The sequence below is a fragment of the Thermophilibacter sp. ET337 genome, assembly GCF_024733715.1.
GTDB lineage: Bacteria > Actinomycetota > Coriobacteriia > Coriobacteriales > Atopobiaceae > Thermophilibacter.
The window spans coordinates 423,314-444,924 of sequence record NZ_JANRHO010000001.1 but is presented as its reverse complement, the minus strand read 5'-3'; the positions used below and the strand labels follow the sequence as shown (position 1 = coordinate 444,924).

17 protein-coding genes are annotated in these 21,611 nt (G+C 69.7%); 13 read left to right on the top strand and 4 right to left on the bottom strand.

Annotated elements, in window-relative coordinates; all coding sequences use genetic code 11:
* Positions 1-106: 106 nt before the first annotated feature.
* The 3 genes from NW198_RS02000 to NW198_RS01990 form a co-directional block, all read right to left on the bottom strand.
* Complete coding sequence (locus NW198_RS02000) at positions 107-955, bottom strand: protein phosphatase 2C domain-containing protein (RefSeq protein WP_087316517.1); 849 nt, start codon at positions 953-955, stop codon at positions 107-109.
* A 14-nt stretch (positions 956-969) separates the two neighbouring features.
* Positions 970-1,362, bottom strand: coding sequence for a hypothetical protein (locus NW198_RS01995; protein WP_087316519.1), 393 nt, complete (start codon positions 1,360-1,362; stop codon positions 970-972).
* 130 nt (positions 1,363-1,492) lie between these two features.
* Complete coding sequence (locus tag NW198_RS01990) at positions 1,493-4,705, bottom strand: ABC transporter ATP-binding protein/permease (protein WP_258339806.1); 3,213 nt, start codon at positions 4,703-4,705, stop codon at positions 1,493-1,495.
* 409 nt (positions 4,706-5,114) lie between these two features.
* On the opposite strand from NW198_RS01990, the gene NW198_RS01985 reads away from it, so the two are divergent.
* From NW198_RS01985 to NW198_RS01955, 7 genes are all read left to right on the top strand, one after another.
* A complete protein-coding gene (locus tag NW198_RS01985; protein WP_258339805.1) occupies positions 5,115-5,735 on the top strand; it encodes a M48 family metallopeptidase in 621 nt (206 codons plus the stop codon).
* Between the two features lie 78 nt (positions 5,736-5,813).
* Positions 5,814-6,506, top strand: coding sequence for a response regulator transcription factor (locus NW198_RS01980; protein ID WP_087316525.1), 693 nt, complete (start codon positions 5,814-5,816; stop codon positions 6,504-6,506).
* Between the two features lie 9 nt (positions 6,507-6,515).
* Positions 6,516-7,565, top strand: a complete 1,050-nt coding sequence (locus NW198_RS01975; RefSeq protein WP_258339804.1) for a sensor histidine kinase KdpD — start codon at positions 6,516-6,518, stop codon at positions 7,563-7,565.
* A 303-nt stretch (positions 7,566-7,868) separates the two neighbouring features.
* Entirely contained in the window at positions 7,869-8,549 is a 681-nt protein-coding gene (locus NW198_RS01970) for an ABC transporter ATP-binding protein (protein WP_258339802.1), read from the top strand.
* A gap of 1 nt (position 8,550) precedes the next feature.
* A complete protein-coding gene (locus NW198_RS01965; RefSeq protein ID WP_258339801.1) occupies positions 8,551-11,511 on the top strand; it encodes an ABC transporter permease in 2,961 nt (986 codons plus the stop codon).
* Positions 11,511-14,528 (top strand): ABC transporter permease, encoded by a 3,018-nt coding sequence (locus NW198_RS01960; protein ID WP_258339800.1) that lies wholly within the window; start codon positions 11,511-11,513, stop codon positions 14,526-14,528. Before NW198_RS01965 ends, NW198_RS01960 begins: the two co-directional genes overlap by 1 nt.
* Before the next feature lie 215 nt (positions 14,529-14,743).
* A complete protein-coding gene (locus NW198_RS01955; protein WP_258339799.1) occupies positions 14,744-15,415 on the top strand; it encodes an HAD family phosphatase in 672 nt (223 codons plus the stop codon).
* A 171-nt stretch (positions 15,416-15,586) separates the two neighbouring features.
* Here the strand turns inward: NW198_RS01955 and NW198_RS01950 are convergent, their stop codons facing one another.
* Positions 15,587-16,540, bottom strand: coding sequence for an SPFH domain-containing protein (locus tag NW198_RS01950; RefSeq protein ID WP_258339798.1), 954 nt, complete (start codon positions 16,538-16,540; stop codon positions 15,587-15,589).
* A gap of 100 nt (positions 16,541-16,640) precedes the next feature.
* Here NW198_RS01950 and NW198_RS01945 point away from each other — a divergent pair, with 100 nt between their 5' ends.
* The 6 genes from NW198_RS01945 to NW198_RS01920 all read left to right on the top strand — a co-directional run bounded on the left by NW198_RS01945 (position 16,641) and on the right by NW198_RS01920 (position 21,597).
* The gene (locus NW198_RS01945; RefSeq protein WP_258339797.1) at positions 16,641-17,702 is read left to right on the top strand and encodes a hypothetical protein; all 1,062 of its coding nucleotides are present in this window, start codon (positions 16,641-16,643) and stop codon (positions 17,700-17,702) included.
* 64 nt (positions 17,703-17,766) lie between these two features.
* Entirely contained in the window at positions 17,767-18,918 is a 1,152-nt protein-coding gene (locus tag NW198_RS01940) for an aldo/keto reductase (RefSeq protein ID WP_258339796.1), read from the top strand.
* 107 nt (positions 18,919-19,025) lie between these two features.
* Entirely contained in the window at positions 19,026-19,997 is a 972-nt protein-coding gene (locus NW198_RS01935) for a hypothetical protein (RefSeq protein ID WP_258339795.1), read from the top strand.
* 104 nt (positions 19,998-20,101) lie between these two features.
* Positions 20,102-20,680: a xanthine phosphoribosyltransferase gene (locus tag NW198_RS01930; RefSeq protein ID WP_258339794.1), complete on the top strand. Its 579-nt coding sequence runs from the start codon at positions 20,102-20,104 to the stop codon at positions 20,678-20,680.
* 353 nt (positions 20,681-21,033) lie between these two features.
* A complete protein-coding gene (locus tag NW198_RS01925) occupies positions 21,034-21,357 on the top strand; it encodes a helix-turn-helix transcriptional regulator (RefSeq protein WP_087217656.1) in 324 nt (107 codons plus the stop codon).
* A 21-nt stretch (positions 21,358-21,378) separates the two neighbouring features.
* A complete protein-coding gene (locus NW198_RS01920; protein WP_258339793.1) occupies positions 21,379-21,597 on the top strand; it encodes a cation transporter in 219 nt (72 codons plus the stop codon).
* Positions 21,598-21,611 lie beyond the last annotated feature (14 nt).

Below are 21,611 nucleotides of genomic sequence, written 5' to 3'. Positions count from 1 at the left end.
CCTTCTCGCCGTTCTTCTCGCCCGAACTTCTCGCCCGAAGTTGTCTTCGCTGGACCCTTGATTGTAGCCGAGCGCCCCGCGCGCGGGCTCCGGGCCCGCGCCGCGCTCAGAGCCCGAGCCAGAACATGCTCGCGTCGTCGGAGCGCTTGAGGCGGGGGAAGCGCCGGTAGTCAGGGTCGTCTGCCTCGAGCTCGCGAAGGCGCGCGAGCACCGCGCGGGCGCGCCGCGGCGTGAGCGAGCCGAGCTCGGCGGCCGCGTCGGCGACGCCGAAGAGGTCGAAGGCGCGCCAGAGCCCGTCGGTGAGGCCCGCCACCGCGGACAGCTCGTCGCGCGGGAGCGAGAGGCGGCGCAGGTGCGCGAGGCCGTCGCCCGTGGGGTCGAGACACCAGTAGCCGCCCTCGACGTTGCGCAGGAGCCGGTTGGCGCGGATGACGTCGTCGACGAGCCGCCGTCGCTCGGGGCCCGAGAGCCGGCCCCACGGGTCGCGCTCGGACATGAGCGCCACGGCCCGGGCGTCGAGCGCCTCGAGCTCCTCGTCGGTCGAGACGAGCAGGCGCCCGTCGCGCGTGAGGGCGAGAAGCGGCGAGTCCCCGAGCCCGTAGAGCTCGACGGTCCCGGGGCCGGCCACGGCCAGGGCGAGCGTCGCGGAGGGGACGGCGAGCGGGTCCATGCCCGCCACGGGCCCTCCGAGCGCGCGCTCGAGCTCCGCGCGGGCCGCGGCGACGGCGCCCTCGAGCGACGCGCGACCGTCCGCGCCGGCGTCCAGGGCCTCGCAGACGCGCTCGCCCACCGCATGGGCGAGCCACTGCGCGTTGGTGGAAAAGCGGTCCTGGAAGAGCGGCTCGCCGGCGAGGCCCGACGCCCCGTCGATGACGACGCCGTAGCGCTCCGTGGCGCGCGCGAAGTCCTCGTTGGCGGCGTTGCCGCGGTCGCTCAGAAAGAAGAACCGGCCCATGGGGGCGGCCCGCGCTACGAGAAGAGCTCGGCGTCGAGGGCGGCGAGCTCGGCGGGGACGTCCGCGGGGTCGCAGCTGAACGACTCCGCCACGGCGCGGGCCTGGATGCGGCGCAGGCCGGCGAGGTCCTCGTCGCCCTCGCGCTCATAGAGCCCGGACAGGCGCTCGAGGGCGTAGCACACGTAGCTCGCGACGGAGTCGCCCATGCCCGAGAGCAGCATCATCGTCACGAGCGAGTCGGGCGCGAGGGCGAGCGCCGTCGAGGCGTCGAGGTCGAGCAGCTCGCCGATCTGACGCTCGACGTCCGCGGCGCCCGTGACGTCGCCGGAGACGGCCCGCCGAAAGGCGTCGGACACCCCCTCAACGAACTGCCCCACGATCTCCAGGATGTAGTCCCGCTGCAGCATGTGCGCTCCTCTCGTCCGCGACCTCTCTAGCATAGTCCTGCGGCGGCGTGACAATTGGGACAGGTTGGATTGTCACGCCGAAAGCCTGTGACAATCCAACCTGTCCCAATTGTCACGGCGCCGCAGCGCGCTACTCGCTGCGCAGGGCCTCGACGGGGTCGCGACGGCTGGCGGCGCTCGACGGGATGAGGCCGGCCACGAGCGTCAGCGCGACGGAGATGACCACCAGCACGGCCGCCGACGTCCACGGCAGGCTCATGATGTTCTCGACGTCAAAGTCCGCGAGCACCCACGCGTTCACGGGCACGGAGACCGCCACCACGATGACGATGGCAAAGACGCCCGAGATGAGCCCCTCGATGAAGGTCTCGGCGTTGAACACGCTCGCGACGTTGCCCTTCGAGGCGCCGATCGCGCGCAGGATGCCGATCTCCTTCTTGCGCTCGAGCACCGAGATGTAGGTGATGATGCCGATCATGATCGAGCTCACCACGAGCGAGATGCTCACGAAGGCGATGAGCACGAGCGAGATCATGTTCACGATGTCGGTCACGCTGCCCATGATGACGCCCATGTAGTCGGTGTAGGTGATCACCGCGTCGTCGTTGCCCGCGGCGCGCTGCTCGTCGTTGTAGGCCTCGATGACGTCGAGCACGCGCTCCTTGGCCTCGAAGTCCCGGGGATAGATCTGGATCGCGGCCGGGTCGCCCTCCGTGGCGTAGCCGAGCGTCTGAAGGTTGTTGTCGTAGGTGAGCTGGCTCGCGTTGGCGTAGCTCTCCATGAGCGAGGCCAGGTCCTCGGCGTCCATGTTGAAGTGGATGGAGGACGCGAGCGTCTCGGCGTCCACGGAGAAGGCGTCCCTCAGGCTCGAGAGGCCACCCGCCACCTGGCTCGCGTAGCTCGCCATGACCTGGGAGATCGAGCTCTGGAGCTGTGCGGAGATGGCAGATCCTATCTGCGAGGACATGCTCTGGAGGAAGGACTGGAGGTAGGGCGCCAGCTCGCCCGACACGTAGTCGGACACGATCTTCTCCACGCGCTCGCGAACCGGCTGGCCCGCCACCGCGTCGATCTGGGCGAGGAGCGCCTGCGCCTCCTCGGTCTCGAGATACTGGCCAAGCAGGTCGACGACACTCTGGACGAAGGCAGGGTCGTTCGGGTCGAGGGCACCCGCGTTCTCGCCCCACCACCGGACGAAGCCGCCCGTGAGCTCCCCGCCCAGGCGCGCGGCCTCCTCGAGCTGCTCGAGGGTGACCGGCGGGTCGGTCAGGGCCTCCTCGAGGATCGAGGAGAAGTCCGGCGAGGGGGCGCCGGCGACGAGCGACTCCACGTCGACCGAGCTCGCCACGCTCGAGAGGTCGACGGAGATGCCTGAGAGGTCGATGCCGGAGGGGTCGAAGGCTGCCGAGAGCCCGCTCGTGTCGAAGGAGAAGGCCGAACGCAGGCGCTGCTCGTCCACCGTAAAGAGGCTCTCTAGGTCCACGCCCTTGCGGGCCTCCTCCTGGAGCGTGGAAAAGCTCTTGCCGGTGAAGACGTCGGTCTCGGGGTTGGCGAGCTGCTGCCGGACGATCTCGGAGCCCGCCGCGCGCTCCATGAGGGCCTCGGTGAGGCCGTGGGTGTAGGCGATGCCAGCGGAGAGCGCCTTGGCGTCGGAGGACTCGTTGGGACGCACGACGCCCACCACGTGCAGGTCCAGACCGTTTTGCACCACCTCGACCATGAACTGCTCGTCCGAGGACATGTCCGTCCAGCCGCCGGTCTCGGCGTTGGCGCGGTACTCGTCGGCGGGGCTGATCACCTTGAAGGAGAGGGCGAGGGCGTCGTCGTAGGTGAAGTCGACCTCCTCGTGCTCGATGTCGGTCTCCCCCGCCGTGCCGCTCATGGCCGTCGTCACCATCTGGGTGAGCTCGGCGGGGTCGAGCACGCCGATGCCGTAGAGCGTGTAGTCCGAGATGCGCCCGCTCTGCGTGAGCACGAGCACGCACTCGTCGGCCTGCGTTGCCCAGCGGCCGGCGACGACGTCGTACTGGGACTCGAGGAGCTCCTGGTCGTCGATCATCTCGTTGAAGACGGACATGCCGCCGGTCGACATGCCGGCCATGGCCGTGCCAGAGGCGCCGCCGGTCATCGTCGACCCGAGCGCGTTGGGGTTGAGCTGGACCGGCCCGTCGGAGGTGTCCGCCTCGAAGACGAGCGGCGTGAGCCCGTAGTCGTACTGGATGGCGTTGACGTAGCCGTCCAGGTCGTCGGGGTTGGCCTCGAGGTAGGACTTGAGCCCGGAGAGGTCGTTGGAGCCCACGGAGGCGAACATGTCCGTGAGCATCATGAACTCGGGGATCTGGTCGGGGTCGTCATCGCCGGCGCTCTCCGCGTCCGAGCCGCCGTCTGCGGTGAGCATGCCGGAGAGGTCCATGCTCTGCTTGGAGATGGAGAGCGGGTAGCTCGAGAGGGTGTCCTCCTCGACCTTGGCGATGTAGCCGTTCACGCCGTTTGCGAGGGCGAGGATCGCCGCGATGCCGATGATACCGATCGAGCCCGCGAAGGCCGTCATGATGGTGCGGCCCTTCTTGGTCATGAGGTTGTTGAACGAGAGCCCGAGCGCCGTGAGGAAGCTCATAGAGGTGCGGCGCGCCCGCTTGGCCTCGCGGCGCGGGACCGCGTCGGGGTCGAGCGGGTCGGAGTCCGCGGTGATGCGGCCGTCGCGCAGCTCTACGATGCGGGTGGCGTACTGGCGCGCGAGCTCGGGGTTGTGCGTGACCATGACGACGAGCCGGTCCTGGGCGACCTCTTTGAGGAGGTCCATGACCTGGACCGAGGTGGCGGAGTCGAGGGCGCCCGTGGGCTCGTCGGCGAGCAGGATCTCCGGGTCGTTGATCAGGGCGCGCGCGATGGCGACGCGCTGCATCTGGCCGCCGGAGAGCTGACTCGGGCGCTTGTTCACATGGTCGGCGAGGCCCACGCGCGCGAGGGCGTCCAGGGCCCGGCGACGGCGCTCGGCGCGGCCCACGCCCGAGAGCGTGAGCGCGAGCTCCACGTTGGCGAGGATCGTCTGGTGCGGGATGAGGTTGTAGCTCTGGAACACGAAGCCGATGCGGTTGTTGCGGTAGGTGTCCCAGTCCCGGTCGCGGTACTCGCGGGTGGAGATGCCGTCGATGACGAGGTCGCCGTCGTCAAAGTGATCGAGGCCGCCCACGATGTTGAGCATCGTGGTCTTGCCGGAGCCCGAGGGGCCGAGCACGGCCACGAACTCGTTGTCGCGGAAGGCGACGGAGACGTGGTCGAGCGCAACCTGGGTGAACGAGTCCGTCACGTAGCGCTTGCAGATGTCCTTGAGCTCGAGCATGGGTCCTCCAGACGGCCATAAACCATCACATGGTACCCAAACGGGCCCCGGGGCAGTCCCAAACGGCCTAAACTGCCTCGCCGAGGACGCACGGCGCGCGCAGGCCATGCAAAATCCGCGTTCGATCCATTTTGTCGGCGACGCTCCGACAAAACCTCGCTTCGATCCATGCGATTTGGGCGTCCTTAAGCCGACTCGAGGCCGGTCCATAATGTGGGCCGTTAATTTCATACATTTTATTGATCATTGGCCGGCCATCGGGCCCAGAAAACCATGGATCGAAGCGAGATTTTGTCGAGCCGGTCGCTCCAATATGGACTGAACGTCAAAAGTGCACCCCACCCCCTCGCGCGGCGCGATCGTCGGGCCCGACGGGGCCCGATTCCGGAGGGCGCGCTACAATGCCCGCATGAATGCCGGGAGGACATACACGCTTCAGGCGGGCAGCATCCCCGTCGAGGTGGAGCGCAAGCGCGTGCGACGACTCAACCTGCGGGTGCGCGCGGACGGGTCGGCGCATCTGAGCGTCCCCTGGCGCTGCCCGCTCGCGGAGGCGCAGCGCTTCCTCGACGAGCACGAGACGTGGCTGCGCGAGCACGTCGCGCGCCGGACGGAGCGCGACGCGAAGCCGTGCGACGGGCTGATCCCGCTCTGGGGCGAGCTCGCGGCGCTTCCCACAGGCTCCTCCCCCGACGAGCTCTACCGCGCCGAGCTTGCGGCACGGCTGCCCGAGGTCGCGGCGCGCATGGAGGCGGCGCTCGACGTTCGGGCGAGCGGCTGGCAGCTTCGCGACATGAAGACGCGCTGGGGGTCGTGCACGCCGCGCACCGGGCGCATCCGCGTCAACGTGCGGCTTGCCGCCTTCCCGCCGACCTGCCTCGACTACGTCGTGGCCCACGAGCTCACGCACCTCCTGGAGCCGAGCCACGACGCACGGTTCCACGAGCTCCTCTCCCGCGCGTACCCCGACGAGGCGGCCGCGCGCGCCATCCTGCGCCGCCCCGCCCGAGAGGCGTGTCGCGTCGCATGAGGGCGCCCGCGTGACGAAAGCGTCACGGGACCGCACCCGTCTCGGCCCCTATACTCAAGGCACGACGAAGGGAGGACCATGCATCAGCTCCGCATACTGCTCGCCGAGGACGACCCGCTGATCGTGGAGGGCCTCTCGGAGCTTCTGGCCAACGAGGGCTTTGTCGTCGACTCCTCCCCCACCCAGACGGGAGCCGTCGCCCTGGCCACGGCGCACGGGACCGAATACGCGCTCGCACTCGTGGACCTGACGCTCGCGCAGGGCAACGGGTTTGCGGTGTGCAACGCCATCAAGTCCGTCACCCCGAGCGTTCCCGTGATCTTTCTCACCGCGGCCGACGACGAGCTCAACACCGTGACCGGCCTCTCGATGGGGGCCGACGACTACGTGGCCAAGCCCTTCCGCCCGCGCGAGCTCGTGGCGCGCATCCAGGCGGCGATCCGCCGCGCTCGGCCCGAGCGCGCCGTCCTGCGGCTGGGCCGCGTCACCATCGACCCGGACCGCGCGCACGTCGAGAAGGACGGCCGCGAGGTCGTGCTCTCCGCCCTCGAGTACCGCCTGCTCCTTCTGTTCGCCAAGAACGCGGGACGCCTGGTCACGCGCGACATGATGCGCGAGGCCCTCTGGGACGACGCGGGCGCCTACGTTGAGGAGAACACGCTCTCGGTCTACATCAAGCGCCTGCGCGACAAGCTCGAGGACGACCCCGCGGAGCCCTCGCTCATCGTCACGGTGCGCGGCCTGGGCTATCGCGCGGGCGACGAGGGCTAGGGGGCGGCCGTGCTCTTGCGCAACCGTGAGGTCAGGCGACCGCTCGTCGCGTCCCTCGTCATGGGCGCGGCGGGTGCGCTCCTTGCGTGGCGGCTCGCGGGGTCCGGCGCCGCGGCGTGCGTCGCGGGCACGGCGGCGGCCCTGCTTCTCATATGGCTCTCGGCCACGCGAGCGCGCCACCGGGCGCTCGCGCGCATGGCGGCGCAGGTGGACGACATCCTGCACGGCGCACGTGACGTGAGCTTCGAGCGCATGCGCGAGGGCGAGATCGCAATCCTGGCCTCGGAGCTCGACAAGATGTGCAACCGCCTGGCCCTTGCCAACGAGGACCTCGAGCACGAGAAGAACGCCCTGGCCGACGCCCTGGCCGACATATCGCACCAGCTCAAGACCCCGCTGACCTCGCTTGCGCTCATGACCTCGCTCGCCCGGCGCGAGCTCGTTGCCGACGGCGCGCATGCGGAGCAGGTCGAGCGGCTCCGGACGATGGAGCGCCTCGAGGACCGTGTGGAATGGCTCGTCTCCTCCCTGCTCAAGCTCGCCCGCATCGACGCGGGCGTGGTGAGCTTCGCGCGGGCGCACGTGGACGGCGCCGAGCTCGTCGCGCGCGCGGCCGAGCCGCTGGCCGTGGCCTTCGACCTCGCCGACGTGCGCCTGGCGGTGGACGCCGCGCCGGGCGCCGGCTTCGAGGGAGACCTCTCGTGGACGGCCGAGGCGCTCGAGAACGTGCTCAAGAACTGCCTCGAGCACACGCCGGCAGGCGGAGAGGTGCGCGTGAGCTGCGCGGAGGACGCGCTTGCGTTCCGACTCCGCGTGGAGGACACCGGGCCCGGCATCGCCCCGGAGGACCTGCCGCATGTCTTCGAGCGCTTCTATCGCGGGGGCGAGAGGGACGCGCGGCCCGCCGGCGCAGGCTCCGAGGTCGACCCCACGGGCGTGGGGATTGGCCTTGCGCTCGCCAAGAGCCTCGTCACCGCCCAGGGCGGCACCATCCGCGCGGGCAACATCCCGACCGGCGGCGCGTGCTTCGACGTCGTGTTCTTCAAGGCCGTGGTGTAGGGCGGCTTCCGGGTTCGCCCGACTCCGGCCGCCGGTCCAGGCCCGAGAGGGTGTGTACACCACCCCACGAGGGTATGTACACCGCTTCGAGGCACGGGTTCTTCTCGGCAGCTCATCTACCTGCGCGTTTGCAACCAACCAAAAACCGGCGGGTGTACATACCCTAAGGGGCCACTGTACATACCCTCGCGACTCGGCTCGCGGCGGCGACGCGTCCAGCGTGACGAATCAGTCACCCGCGCGTCACGGCCGCGCAGGCCGCCTCCCCCATCATAGAATTGACGAAAAGAACGAGGAGGCAGCATGGACATCCTTCAGATTGAGCGCCTCACCAAGACCTACGGCAGCGGCGACACGGCCGTGCGTGCGCTCGACGACGTGAGCTTCACGGTGGCAGCGGGCGAGTTCGTGGCCATCATCGGCAGCTCGGGCTCCGGCAAGTCGACCCTGCTGCACATGATCGGCGGCGTGGACCGGCCAACCTCCGGCACCGTGCGCCTGAACGGCGAGGACGTCTTCCAACGCACCGACGAGCAGCTCGCGGTCTTCCGTCGGCGCGAGGTGGGCCTGGTGTATCAGTTCTACAACCTCGTGCCGGTGCTCGACGTGGTGGAGAACATGTGCCTGCCCGTACTCATGGACGGTCGGGCGGTCAACGAGAAGCGCCTCGCCAACATGCTCCACGTGCTCGGCCTCGAGGGGCGCGAGCACCACCTCCCCAACCAGCTCTCCGGCGGCCAGCAGCAGCGCGTGGCCATCGGGCGCGCGCTCATGAACGCGCCGGCCGTGGTGCTCGCCGACGAGCCCACGGGCAACCTCGACTCCAAGAACTCCGCCGACATCATGGCCCTGCTGCGCAAGTCCAACCGCGAGCTCGGCCAGACGCTCATCGTGATCACGCACGACGAGGACATCGCGCTCACGGCCGACCGCGTGATCGCGCTCGAGGACGGCCGCATCGCCTCCGACACGAGGGTGAGCTAACATGGCCGCCCACAGGCACGACCCGGGCGAGAAGAACCTGGCGCCGCGGCGCGCGGGAGGGCCCGCGCGGTCCGTGTTCGTGCGGTTCACGCTGCGCTCGCTCGCGGCCAACCGGGTGCGGACCGTGGTCTCGGTCATGGGCGTGGCGCTCTCGGTGGCCCTCATCGCCGCCGTGCTCACGAGCGTGGCCTCGCTCTCCAACATGCTCGTCGAGCGCACCGCGGCCGACGAGGGCTGGTGGTACGCGGAGGCGGCCGGCATCACCGAGCAGGGCCTCGAGCAGCTTGAGGAAGACCCGGAGGTCACGGACTGGACCGCCGTCACCGACCTGGGCACCGTCTCGCTCGGCGAGGACAACAGCAGCCTCTTCGGGCCCTACCTCTACGCCAAGACCTGGCCGGCCGCCGGCACCGGCAGCGACGCCGACGAGCCGCTCCTCCAGGCGCCCGAGCTCGTGGCCGGCCGCGCGCCCGAGGCCGCGGGCGAGGTCGTCCTCCCCCACTACCTGCAGAACGTCGAGCTCGCCCCCTGCGGGCTCTCCACCGCGGACGGCGGCGCCATCACGCTGGGCAGCACCGTCACGCTGGACCTCGGCACACGCACCGTGGAGAACCTCGACGACGGAAGCACCTACACGGCCACCTCCGTCAACGGCAGCTACGTGGTCGAGACCACGCAGCGCGAGTCCTTCTCCGCCGACCTCGGAAGCATCGAGGTCACCGTCGTGGGCTTCTACCGCTCCTACGGCTTCTCGAGCACCATGGCGCTCCAGGGCAACAGCGCCTACGTCTACGACGACGGCAGCGCCCTCGCCGGCGCGCTCTCGGACGACTCCGCGGCCACCTGGGCCTCCGCGGTCTTCCGCACCGCCGACCCGGCCAAGGCCGCGGACGTGGCGAACGGGCTCGCCAACGCCAACGAGGCCGAGTACGGCACCTCCGTGCACACCTCCCTCATCCGCTGGATGGGCGCCACGCCGGACACCGCCATCTGGAACACGCTCTACCAGATCGCGGGCATCCTCGCCGCCGTGGTGGTCGTGGCCGGCATCTCGCTCGTCTACAACAGCTTCGCCATCTCCGTGGCCGAGCGCACCCGTCAGTTCGGACTGCTCTCCTCCCTCGGCGCGAGCCGCCGGCAGCTCCGCCGCACCGTGCTCGTGGAGGCGCTCGTGATCGGCGCCGCGGGCATCCCCGCGGGCCTCGTGCTCGGCCTCGCCGGCTGCTACGTGGTCTTTGGCCTCGTGGGCGAGGGCCTCGCGGCGCTCGCCGGCGGCGGGGCGGCGGCCACCGTGGTGGTGAGCCCCGCAGGCCTGCTCGTCGCCGCCCTTCTCGGCCTCGTCACGCTGCTCGCGAGCGCCTGGGTCCCCGCGATCCGCGCGAGCCGGGTCTCCGCCGTCGACGCCATCCGCCAGACGCAGGACGTGCACCTCGGGCGCCGGGCGAGAAGGACCCGCCGTCCGGCCCTCCCCGCCGGACGGCACGAGGGCGCGGGCGCCGTTCGCTCGCTCGGCCTCGCGGGGCGGCTCTTCGGCGTCCCCGGCTTCGTGGCGCACCGCAACCTCTCCCGCAGCTCCTCGAAGGGGCGCGTCACCGTGGCCGCGCTCGCCGTCTCCGTGGCCCTGCTCGTCACCTCCGGCTCGATCGCCGACGTCATGGGCTACGCCACCGAGACCTCCGTCGACACCATGGCGGGCCAGGATCTCGTGCTCTACGTCGACGCCACCGGCGCCGGGGCGGACCAGACGCTCGCGCTCGCCGACGGCCGCGTGGACGGGCCCGGCATGCAGAAGGAGCTCGCCAGCTTCTATGACGAGGTCAAGGACGTCGACGGGGCGCACCCCAACGGCTACCTCACGAGCTACGTCGCCGAGGTCCTTCTCCCCGCGGGCATGGTCGCGGACGACGCCGAGGGGCTCGAGGGCAGCCCGACGCGCCTTGCGGACGGCTCGTGGTACGGCCAGGCCAACGTGGCGTTCCTGGACGACGCCAGCTGGGCGTCCTACGTCGACGAGCTGGGCCTCTCGCGCGACGAGTTCTGCGACCCGGCGCACCCGCGCGCCGTGGCGGTGAACGCCTACACCGTCCGCGGCGACGAGACCTACGCGCGCCTCGCCCCGCTCTCCGCCGGCGGCGCGCTGACGTCGCTCGAGTTCGCCGACCTCGACGGGCGCTTCGCCGACGGTCTGCGCGACGGCGCGGACGGACGGCCCGAGGCCTACTACTACGATGACTCCGGCAACGAGCAGGCGCTGCCCCTCGACCAGGCCGTCGCCCGCGAGCAACAGATCGAGGTGGGTGCGCTCGCCGACCACGCCCCCGTGGGCGTGAGCCTGAGCGGCAGCCTCCAGCTCGTCCTGCCCGCCTCGGCCATCGAGCTCGCCGACACCATGGGCTACCTGCGCGCGAGCTGCTCGCTCTCCACGGACGGCGACGCCGTGCGCGCCTCGGACGCCCAGGACGAGATCGAGAAGATCGCGGCGGACCACCCCGCGCTCGACGTCACCTACACCAACGTCGCCGAGGGCAAGCTGCAGTCGCGCCTCATGGCCACCGCCGTGAACACCTTCATCTACTGCTTCGCCGCCATCACCGGCCTCATCGCCGTGACCAACGTCTTCAACACGCTCGCCAACGCCCTCATCCTGCGCCGCCGCGAGTTCGCCGTGCTCAGGTCCATCGGCATGTACGGGCGCGCCTTCCGCCGCATGATCGCCTACGAGTGCACAAGCTACGCCCTGCGCGGCCTTGCGCTCGGCTTTGCGCTGGCGCTCGTCGCCAACGTGGGGCTGTACGAGGCCATGGCGCTCTCCTACTCCACCTACGAATTTGCGCTGCCCTGGCCGCAGATCGGACTCTCCGTGGCGGCGGTGCTCGTCGTGATCGCCGTGAGCGTGACGTACGCCCTGCGCCGCTGCGGCGCCACCGGCGTGGTCGAGGCCCTGCGCTCGGAGGTGCTCTGATGAAAAGGGACAGTCCCTTTTCATCATCCGTGTTCGCCCGCTTCACGTTGCGCTCGCTCGCGGCCAACCGCGTTCGCACCGCCGTGACCGTGGTGGGCATCGCCCTTGCGACCGGCCTGCTCATGGCCGTGCTCGCGAGCGTCACGAGCCTGCAGGCGGGGCTCGCCAACCAGAGCCGCGAGACGGACGGCGTCTGGCAGGTCAAGTTCCCCGCGACCGACGACGCCGAGCTCCAGAGCCTCCGCGACGTCGCCGGAGACCTCCTCGACCGCCTCGCGACCCAGCGGGACCTGGGCTCGGCCGCCTTCTCCGCGAGCGACGCCGAGCGCAACGGCACCTACCTCTCGGTGCTGGGCCTCCCGGTGGAGCAGGGCGGCACCGCTCGCGCCATGGGCGACGACGCCTACGAGGTCCTCCTCGCCCCCTCCGTCACGTCGGGCCGACTTCCCGAGAAGGACGGCGAGATCGCGCTCACCTCGAACCTGCGCGGCATCGAGCTCACGCCCGGCGCCTCCGAGCTCCCAGGAATCGACGCCGGCGTGGTCGCCGACGGTCCGCTCGAGCTCGGCTCCCAGCTCACGCTCTCGCTTGGCCGGCGCGTCCAGCGCTACGAGGACGGCTCGGACGACGAGGTGGGCGCCGAGAGCGGCGTCATGTACCGGAGAGTCGTCTACGGGACGGACGCGGACGGCACCGCGGACGTGGGGCAGGGCCAGATCTCCGAGACCCTCGAGGGCGTCAGCGCGCCGCGCACCTACACCGTGGTCGGCTTCGTCGAGCCCGACTGGACCATCCCGGGCTACATCGGCTACGTGAGCCCCGACCAGACCGGAGGGGCGGCCCTGCCGCGCACCAACGCGTACTTCTCCACCTCGTGCTCGAGCCGAGAGGAGCTCGACGAACTCGTCGAGCGGCTGCGTCCCGCCGGGGGAGATCGCGCGTCGGTCCTCAACGGGGGCCTGCTCACCTACCAGGGGCTCGGCGGCGACCGGCTGATCTTCGACACCCTCGCCATGTTCGCCGCAACCCTCGCCGTGGTGATCGTGGTCGCGGCGGTCTCGCTCATCTCGAACGCCTTCACCATCTCCGTCTCCGAGCGCACGCGCCAGTTCGGCCTGCTCTCCTCGCTCGGCGCCTCGAGGCGACAGCTCAGGCGCACGGTCTTTGTCGAGGCGGGCGTGCTCGGGGCCGTCGGCATCCCGCTCGGCGTTGCCATCGGGATCGCGGGCGCCGCGGTCGCCTTCGCCGTAACGGGCGAGGGCTGGGCGCGCATGGTCGGCACCGACTCTGCGGTGACGCTCGTCGTGAGCCCGTGGAGCGTGGCGCTCACTGTCCTTCTCGCCTCGCTCACGCTGGTGGTGAGCGCGATGGTCCCCGCCGTGCGCGCCAGTCGCGTCTCGGCCGTGGACGCCATCCGGCAGTCGGCCGACGTCCGCCCGAGCAGGAGGCTGCGCCGCGTCTTTGCCCGGCGGACCCGCCCCGCAGACGACCTCTCCCCCGACGGCTCGCGGCCGCGCGGCCTCGCGGCGCGGCTCGGGGGCGTCCCCGCCTTCCTCGCCCGCCGCACCCTGCTGGTGTCCTCCAGCAAGGCGCGCGTCGCGGTGCTCTCGCTCGCCGTCTCCGTCACGCTGCTCGTGACGGCGGGCGTCGTGAACGACATGCTCACCGGCGCGACGGACGCGACCCAGCTGGGCTCCGCGACGTCGTTCGACCTCGAGCTCACCGTGGCGGACCGCCAGGACGAGCCGGAGAAGGGCGACGGGGCGGACCGGGGCGGATCAGTCTCTCTCGCCGCGGCCGACGACTTGCTCGCCCGCATAGGGCAGCTCGACGGCGTCGAGGGCGCCGCCTACTACGGAAGCCTCTCCGCCGCGATCCGGCTCTCGGGGGGCCTACTCGGCGGCGCGTCGACCGCGGGCGGCGACCTCCCGGCGAGCGAGGTCGGCAACGTCGACGGGCAGGGCTACGCCTCGGCCGACGTCTTCCTCGTCGACGACGCCACGTGGCGCTCGCTCGCAGAGCGGGGCGTCCTGGGGGCCGACGCCGCCGACCCGTCGCAGCTCAGCGCCCTTCTGGTCGGCACGGTCTACGCGAGCGACGGCTCGCGCTACGTCCAGAGCGAGCTGCTCCCCGCCCAGACGACGGGCGAGGTCGACCTGCTCGCGATCGACGAGCGCGCGGGCTACGAGAAGCCCCTCCTGGCATGGGGGGAGGACGGCACGGTCGTCTACTACGCCCCCGAGGACAGCTCCTCCGACCTCGAGGTCCCGCTGAGGGAGGCGGCGCGCGTCGTGACGAGCGTGCCGGCGACGGTCGTGGGACCCGACCTCGGCGAGGACTTCCCCCTGAGCCCGGACCAGCTCTCCAGCCAGTTCCCCACCCTGGTGATGCCCGCGCGCGCCGTGCGGGAGTCGGGGGTCGCGCTCGACCCCATGGTCCAGAGCCTCTACACGCCGTGGGTGAGCGTGCTCGCGCGCCTCGAGGAGGGCGCCGACGACGCCGAGGCGCTGCGCCAGATGGAGGGCGCCGCTGAGCAGATCGGCGGCATCGACGTGCTCGGCTCCACCAACCTCGCCGCGACGCTGCGCGACGCGCGCGCCATGTCCTTCACCGTGCAGGTCTTCCTCTTCTGCTTTGCGGCGATCCTGGCGCTCATCGCGGTGGCCAACGTCTTCAACACCATCGCCTCCGGCATGATGCTGCGCACGCGCGAGTTCGCGGTGCTGCGCTCGGCCGGCATGGGAGAGCGGTCGTTCCGGAAGATGATCTTCGTGGAGTGCGCGGACTACGCGCTCAAGGGGCTCGTGCTGGGGGGCGCGCTGGCCCTGATCGTCGAGTGGTTCCTCTGGCAGGCCATGTCGCTTTCTGTGAGCGGCGTTGCGCTCGTGGTGCCGTGGGGTCACCTCGCGCTCGCGTTTGCCCTGGTCGTGGGGGTGCTCGCGGCAAGCGTCCTCTACGCGCTGAGAAAGACGCACGCCATGAACCTCGTGGAGGCCCTGCGCGCCGACGCACTCTAGGGTTTCTGTCAATCGGGGCCTGGCCCCGATTGACAGTTCCGATTGACAGCTTCTGACCGGCCGCGCGCCGAGTAAGAGCTTTGTGCCAAAACAGGCCCCGCTGACGTCATGTTTTGGTCAAAAGCTCTTACTCGGCGTTCTTGTGGGTGTGCTGCCGGCGCGAATCCGGATACAATGCCCCCTCGGGACACGACACGCGACCGGAGGGACCCCACATGACCGCACCCCAGACGCCCCGCCTGCCCGAGGCTGTCATCTTCGACATGGACGGCACGCTCGTCGACACCGAGCGCGTGAGCCAGACGGCATGGAGGCGGGCCGCCGCGGACTTTGGCCTCGAGGTTCCCGAGCGCATCTGGAACGCCTTCGTGGGCTGCAGCCTCCCCGACGCCCGCGCGATGATCGACGACGAGTTCGGCGACCCCGCGCTCACCGAGCGCCTCTTCGCCCACCAGCGCGACCTCTTCTTCGAGATCGAGGACGAGCAGCTCGAGCCCTGCGCGGGCGCGCTCGAGGCCCTGCGCGCCGTGAGCGAGGCCGGCATCGCCGTCGCCCTCGCGACCTCGACCGCCCGCGAGCACGCCCTGCCCCTCATGGAGCGCTTTGGGATGGCCCCGTTCTTCTCGTCCATGACCTTTGGCGACCAGATCGAGCACGCCAAGCCCGCGCCCGACATCTACCTCGAGTCGGCACGGCGCCTGGGCCTCGACCCCACGACGTGCGCGGCGGTCGAGGACTCGGTGAACGGCGCGCTTGCAGCCGTCGGGGCCGGCATGGCGACCTACCTCGTGCCCGAGTGGGCGACGCCCACGCCCGAGCTGCTCGAGCGCTGCGAGGCGGTGCTGGGAAGCCTGCTCGAGCTGCCCGCGGCAATACTGGGCGCGTAGGGAGCGCGCGTCGACGCCGGGGCCCCGGAAGGCCCGAGCCGGACACGAGGGTGCGGACCGCGGGCGTCTCGAGAGCTCGAGGCGTCCGCGGCCCGCGCGCAGTCAAAAGACGTGCCGGCTGCGGGCGCCCTTCTCGGCCGGACCGTCCGCAGCCCGCGCGCTGTTGGCGGGCTACCGCTCCGCAGGGGGCACGGGCGGCACCTTGGCGCCCTCCCCCGCCGCGCCGGCTGCGATCATCTGCTCGAACATGCTCGCGGTCTGCGTGAAGTCGCTCGGAAGCACCACCGTGGAGGCCTTGCCCGTCTTGGCGAACTCGGCCATCATCTCGGTCCACTGCGTGAACATGAAGAGCTGGTTGGCCTCGTCATTGCCCACGCCGGTCTCCTGGATGGTCTCGAGCGACTCCTTGATGCCGGCGGCGATGGCCTTGCGCTGGTTGGCGATGCCCTCGCCGGCCTTCTCCATGGCCTCGGCCTCGGCCACGGCCTCGGTCACGCGGCGGATGCGGTCGGCCTCGGCGAGGTCCTGGGCGGCGGCCTTGGTGCGCTGGGCGGCGTTGATCTGGTTCATGGAGTCCTCGACCTCGGCCGGCAGCGCGATCTTGGTGATGAGCGTCGAGACCAGCGTGAAGCCGTAGGCCGCCATCTGCTCCGAGACGGTGGCGTTGACGTCCTTGGCGATGTCGTCCTTCTTGGCAAAGACCTCGTCGAGCGTGTAGACGGGGATCGACGAGCGCAGCGCGTCGGTGATGAAGTCGCGCATCTGCGCCACGGGCTGCTGAAGCATGTAGTAGCTCTTGTACACGCCGGAGTCCTGCGGGCGCTCGCCGCGCTCGTAGCTCACGTGGTACTGCGCCGAGATCTCAAGCCCGATGGTGACGTTGTCCTCGGTCTTGACGTCGATGTTAAAGCCGTTTTTCATCGTGCGCAGGCTGACGGTGGCCGCCTTGCGGTCCACGAACGGGATCTTCACGTGGAAGCCCGCGCCCACGATCTTGTGGAACTTGCCCAGCCGCTCGATGATCACGGCGTGCTGCTGCTTGACCACGTAGAAGAGGTTGCCGGTCACGAGCCCCACGATGAGAAACACCAGAAGGACCACGAGAACGAGACCGATAAGCTCCATTGGCACTCCCTAGAACGCCCGTTAGTCCTCTCAGGATACCCAACCAAGGTGGCGTTCAATATACTGAGTCCAACATTTTCGCCGTACGGAGGGGACAGCCGTGACAAGATTTCGCTTCTCGCGCTCAGACGAGTCCCAGGTGGACCCCTTCAACGCCGGCGAGCCCGAGCTCCCGGGCGGCGAGCCCGTCCTGCTCGATGAGGACGAGGACCTGGACTCGCAGGTCGAGTACGCGCCGCACGGCGAGCCCGACGGCACGCCGCACAAGCCCGAGGACGACTACCAGGCGCCCACAACGCGCGGCCACGACTACGACGCCCCCTCGATCGACGGGCCGCGCAAGGCCGGGAGGCCCCGCGCACGCCGCCCGCGCACGGCCCCGACGGCCCCGGCCGGAGAGGTCGGCGCGAGAACCGAGAAGGACCGGCGGGTCGTGACGCGCGCCATCGTTCTTCTCGTCATCGTCGTGAGCTTTGGGTCGTCGCTTCTGAGCTGCGCGGCGGGCTTTGTGAGCGCCGCCGTCGAGGACGCCGGCGAGGCCGTGGAGGGCCTGGGCGAGGCGCTCTTTGGCGACGACTCCGACTCCGGCAACGTCGACTGGGACGCCTACGTCCCCGAGCAGGACGCCGACGACGAAGCCGCCACGGCGGCGCTCGTGGCGCGGCTCGAGGCGCTCGTCTCGACGCCGGAGTCCGGCCAGCTCCACGACGTCGCGGCCTCCTACCTGGACGACAAGCTCTACGACCTCATGGGATACTCCGCCGACGAGCTCGGCGTCGACACCGACGCCTTTGCGACGTGGGCGCTCGGCGGCATCACGTTTGAGCCCGAGTACTCCTACGCCTACAGCGACGGGACGGCCTCGTCCTACGCCAAGATCGGCGCCCCGGACGCCAACGAGATCGTCTGGGCCTTCCACGACGCAACGAGCGACTACCGCTACGACAACGACCTCTGGGGCTCCTACGGCGAGGAGGGGGCGACGACGCCCACCGAGGAGCAGCGCTCATACCTCTGTGCGGTCTTTGACGAGGTGGTCGCGGCCGCCGAGGTCCAGTCTCCCAACAGCACGGGCTTTGACCTCGCGCTCGTGGACGGCGCGTGGGTCGTCGACGAGCAGGACCTCGTGGAGGAGCTCGAGAGCGCGCTCGACCTGTACTAGCGACCCCAAGGGGGCGGGGCGGCGTAGAATGTCCCCCAGCAAAGACCGAGGGAGAGGGGACCCCATGAGCACCACCACGACCACGCACGTCGCGCCCTTCGAGGACGCCCGCGGCAAGCTCGGCTTTGGCTGCATGCGCCTGCCCAAGCTCGAGGACGGCACCGTCGACGTCGCCACGTTCTCGCAGATGGTCGACGCCTTCCTCGACGGAGGCCTCAACTACTTCGACACCGCGCGCCCTTACCACTCCGGCGGCTCGGAGCCCGCGATCGCGCAGGCGCTCACCTCCCGCCACGACCGCTCCGAGTTCCTGCTCGCGGACAAGCTCTCCCCCAACGGCTTCGAGCGCCGCGAGGACATCCGCCCGCTGATCGAGGACCAGCTGCGCGCCTGCGGCGTGGACTACTTCGACTTCTACCTCATGCACTCCCAGGGCATGGGCAACTACGAGAAGTACCAGCGCGAGCACGCCTACGACGAGGCCTTCGCCGCGCGCGACGCGGGCCTCGTGCGCCACGTGGGCTTCTCGTTCCACAGCAACGCGGCCTTCCTCGACCGCATCCTCACCGACCACCCCGACGTCGAGTTCGTCCAGCTGCAGGTCAACTACCTCGACTGGGAGAACGGCGTCATACAGAGCCGCGAGTGCTGCGAGGTGGCCGCTGCCCACGGCAAGCCCATCATCGTCATGGAGCCCGTGAAGGGCGGCCGTCTGGTCAACCTGCCCGAGGAGGCGCGCGCCGCGCTCGCCGCCGTCGGCGACGGCTCCCCCGCGAGCTTTGCGCTGCGCTTCGCCGCCGGGCTGCCGGGCGTCGAGATGGTGCTCTCCGGGATGGGCACGCCCGAGATGATCGCCGAGAACGTCGCCACGTTCTCCCCGCTCGCGCCGCTCTCTGAGGCCGAGCGCGCGGCCGTCGCCCGCGTCACGCAGATTCTGCGCGGGCAGAACGCAATCGAGTGCACCGCATGCCGCTACTGCGTGGACGGCTGCCCCAAGAAGATCAACATCCCCGACGTCTTCTCCTGCCTCAACGCCAAGCGCGCCTACGGGGAGGACTCCGCGGGCTTCTACTACAAGGCGGTCCACACCGGGCACGGCCACGGTCTCGCCTCGGAGTGCGTCGGCTGCGGGGCGTGCGAGCGCGCCTGCCCGCAGCACCTGCCGATCCGCGAGCTCCTGCGCGAGGTCGCCGCGGAGTTCGAGACCCAGGAGTAGCGCGGCGCCTCGTGACGAGGTTGTCACGTTCTTCTCGCCGGTGAATAGGCGACGCCCGTGCGGGGAACAAAAAAGTGTCTGAAGTTCAGCGAGACCCGGGAGGCCCCATGAGCAACGAGCACGTCGAGAGGAACCAGGCCTCCGGTCAGAGCCTCGTCCACGGCATCTTCGAGGCTGGGCACGCGGCCCACGACCTCGTCCCCGCCGCCGACGGCCCCACGCCGATCGAGGGGCGCCTGCGCAAGGCACCGCTGCGCGTGCCCGAGAACTACGAGGCCTGCACCGGCTTCACCCTCTTTGGCCGGCGCATCCGCACGCTGCTCTACTCGACCGACGTCGCGGCGATCCGCAACTCCAACGCCGACGCCATCTTCGCCGTCTACCCCTTCACCGCCCAGCCCGCCATCACGCAGGCGCTGCTCACCGTGGCCGAGGCGCCGCTGTTCGTGGGCGTGGGCGGCGGCACCACCACGGGCCGGCGCGCCGCCGAGCTCGCCGCCGTCTCGGAGATGCAGGGCGCCGCGGGCGTGGTGCTCAACTCCCCCGCCTCGCCGGAGACCGTCGCGCAGGTGGTCTCGACGGTGGACATCCCGGTCATCGCCACGATCACGCGCTTTGACAACGAGGCCGCGGAGAAGATCCAGGCGGGCGCGCGTATCGTCAACGTGGCAGCCGGCCGCGGGACCGCCGAGGTCATCCGCGAGCTGCGCGCCGCCTTCCCGGCGCTGCCGATCATCGCGAGCGGCGGTCGAGGCGACGCGAGCGCCGCCGCGACCATGGAGGCCGGCGCCAACGCGCTCATCTGGGCACCGCCGAGCGTCGTGGAGATCCAGCGCGACATGATGGTCCGCTACCGGGAGAAGGCCGAGGCCGCCGCGCGCGAGGCCGGCGAGGAGCGCCCCGTCGCGACGGTCGTCCCCGACATCACCGACATGCCCGTCGCCGACGTCCCCAACGGCGTGGTCCAGACCGTCCCGCCCGAGGTCGAGAAGGCAGAGCAGATCGGCGAGGAGGACTTCGTGAGCCCGTTTCGAGGGAGGCTCCCTCGCCTTCCGTTCTTTGGACGCAAGGCGCGCTGACCCCCCCCCGCCGCCCCGCGAGTTTTTCGTCGAGCGTCGCACAATGCTTTCCGAGCGTGCATAATGGTTGAAGCCAAAACCGCGACGCGAGAGGGGCACGCACGATGAAGGAGCTTGAGGACCGCATCCGCAGGGACGGTATCGTGCGCGAGGGCAACGTCCTCAAGGTCGACAACTTCCTCAACCATCAGTGCGACGTCGCCCTCTACGACCACATGGGCGCCGAGTGGGCACGTCTGTTCGCGGGCAAGCGGATCGACAAGATCCTCACGATCGAGGCATCGGGCATCGGCATCGCGTGCGTGGCGGCCACTCACTTTGGCGGCGTGCCCGTGGTCTTTGCGCGCAAGACCGAGTCGAAGAACATGGACGGCGACCAGTACCGCACCAACATCACGAGCTACACCAAGGGCCGCGAGTACCAGGTCATCGTTGCCAAGCGCTTCCTCAACGCCGGCGAGCACGTGCTGATCATCGACGACTTCATGGCCATGGGTTGCGCCATGAACGGCCTGCTCGAGATCTGCGACGAGGCCGGCGTCATCGTCGAGGGCATCGGCATCGCCATCGAAAAGGGCTTCCAGCCGGGCGGCGCCGAGCTGCGCTCCCGCGGCTACCAGGTGGAGTCGCTCGCCGTCGTGAAGTCCATGGACGCCGCGACCGGCGAGATCGAGTTCGCGTAGCGAGACCTCAAGGCTTGGCGGCCTGCAGTTTTGGTCTTCGAGCCATTTTTCCTTGGAGGCTGGAACAGTTTCGCCCTTCAATCCATGGAAATTTAAGGCTCCGTCATCGGCGTGCGCTTGGTTAGGTTACTTTTATTAGCTTATGGTTAATCGTCCCCGTCGCTACTTCCGCTTCTGGGCCATTTTTCCATGGATCGAAGCGCAGTTTTGTTTTCAAGCCCTGCCCGATATGGACTGAAGCGCCATTTTGCACGCATCCCCTAATCTTCCTTGACATATGAACATATGCTCATATAATCAGTCTCAAGATAACTTATGAGCGCATGCTCAGATGTTCATACGGAAGGAGTACCATGGCGGAAAAGCTCACCGTGGGAGAGACGCCCGACGAGATGCCGGACGAAGAGCTGCTCTACGACCTTGCCGACCTCTTCAAGGTCTTCAGCGACACCACGCGCATCAAGATCCTCTTCGCCCTCATGGGCCGCGAGCTCTGCGTCGCGGACATCGCCGAGCAGACCGGCTCGACCCAGAGCGCGGTCAGCCACCAGCTGCGCACGCTCAAGCAGGCGCGGCTCGTGAAGTTCCAGCGCGACGGCCGAAACGTCGTCTACTCGCTCGCGGACGATCACGTCTACACCATGCTCAACCAGGGCATGTCCCACATCTGCGAATAGCATCTGCAAGGAGGAGGACCCATGCGTAAGTCATTCAAGCTCGACGAGATCGACTGCGCCAACTGCGCCCGCAAGCTGCAGGACGCGCTCGCCAAGCTCGACGGCGTCGACGCCGTCTCGGTCAACTTCATGACCCAGAAGCTCACGCTCGCCGCCGCGGACGAGCGCTTCGACGAGGTGCTCGACCGCGTCGTCGCCCTTTCCGCGCGCGTCGAGCCCGACTGCGAGATCGTCCGCTAGACCTGTCAGTTGGG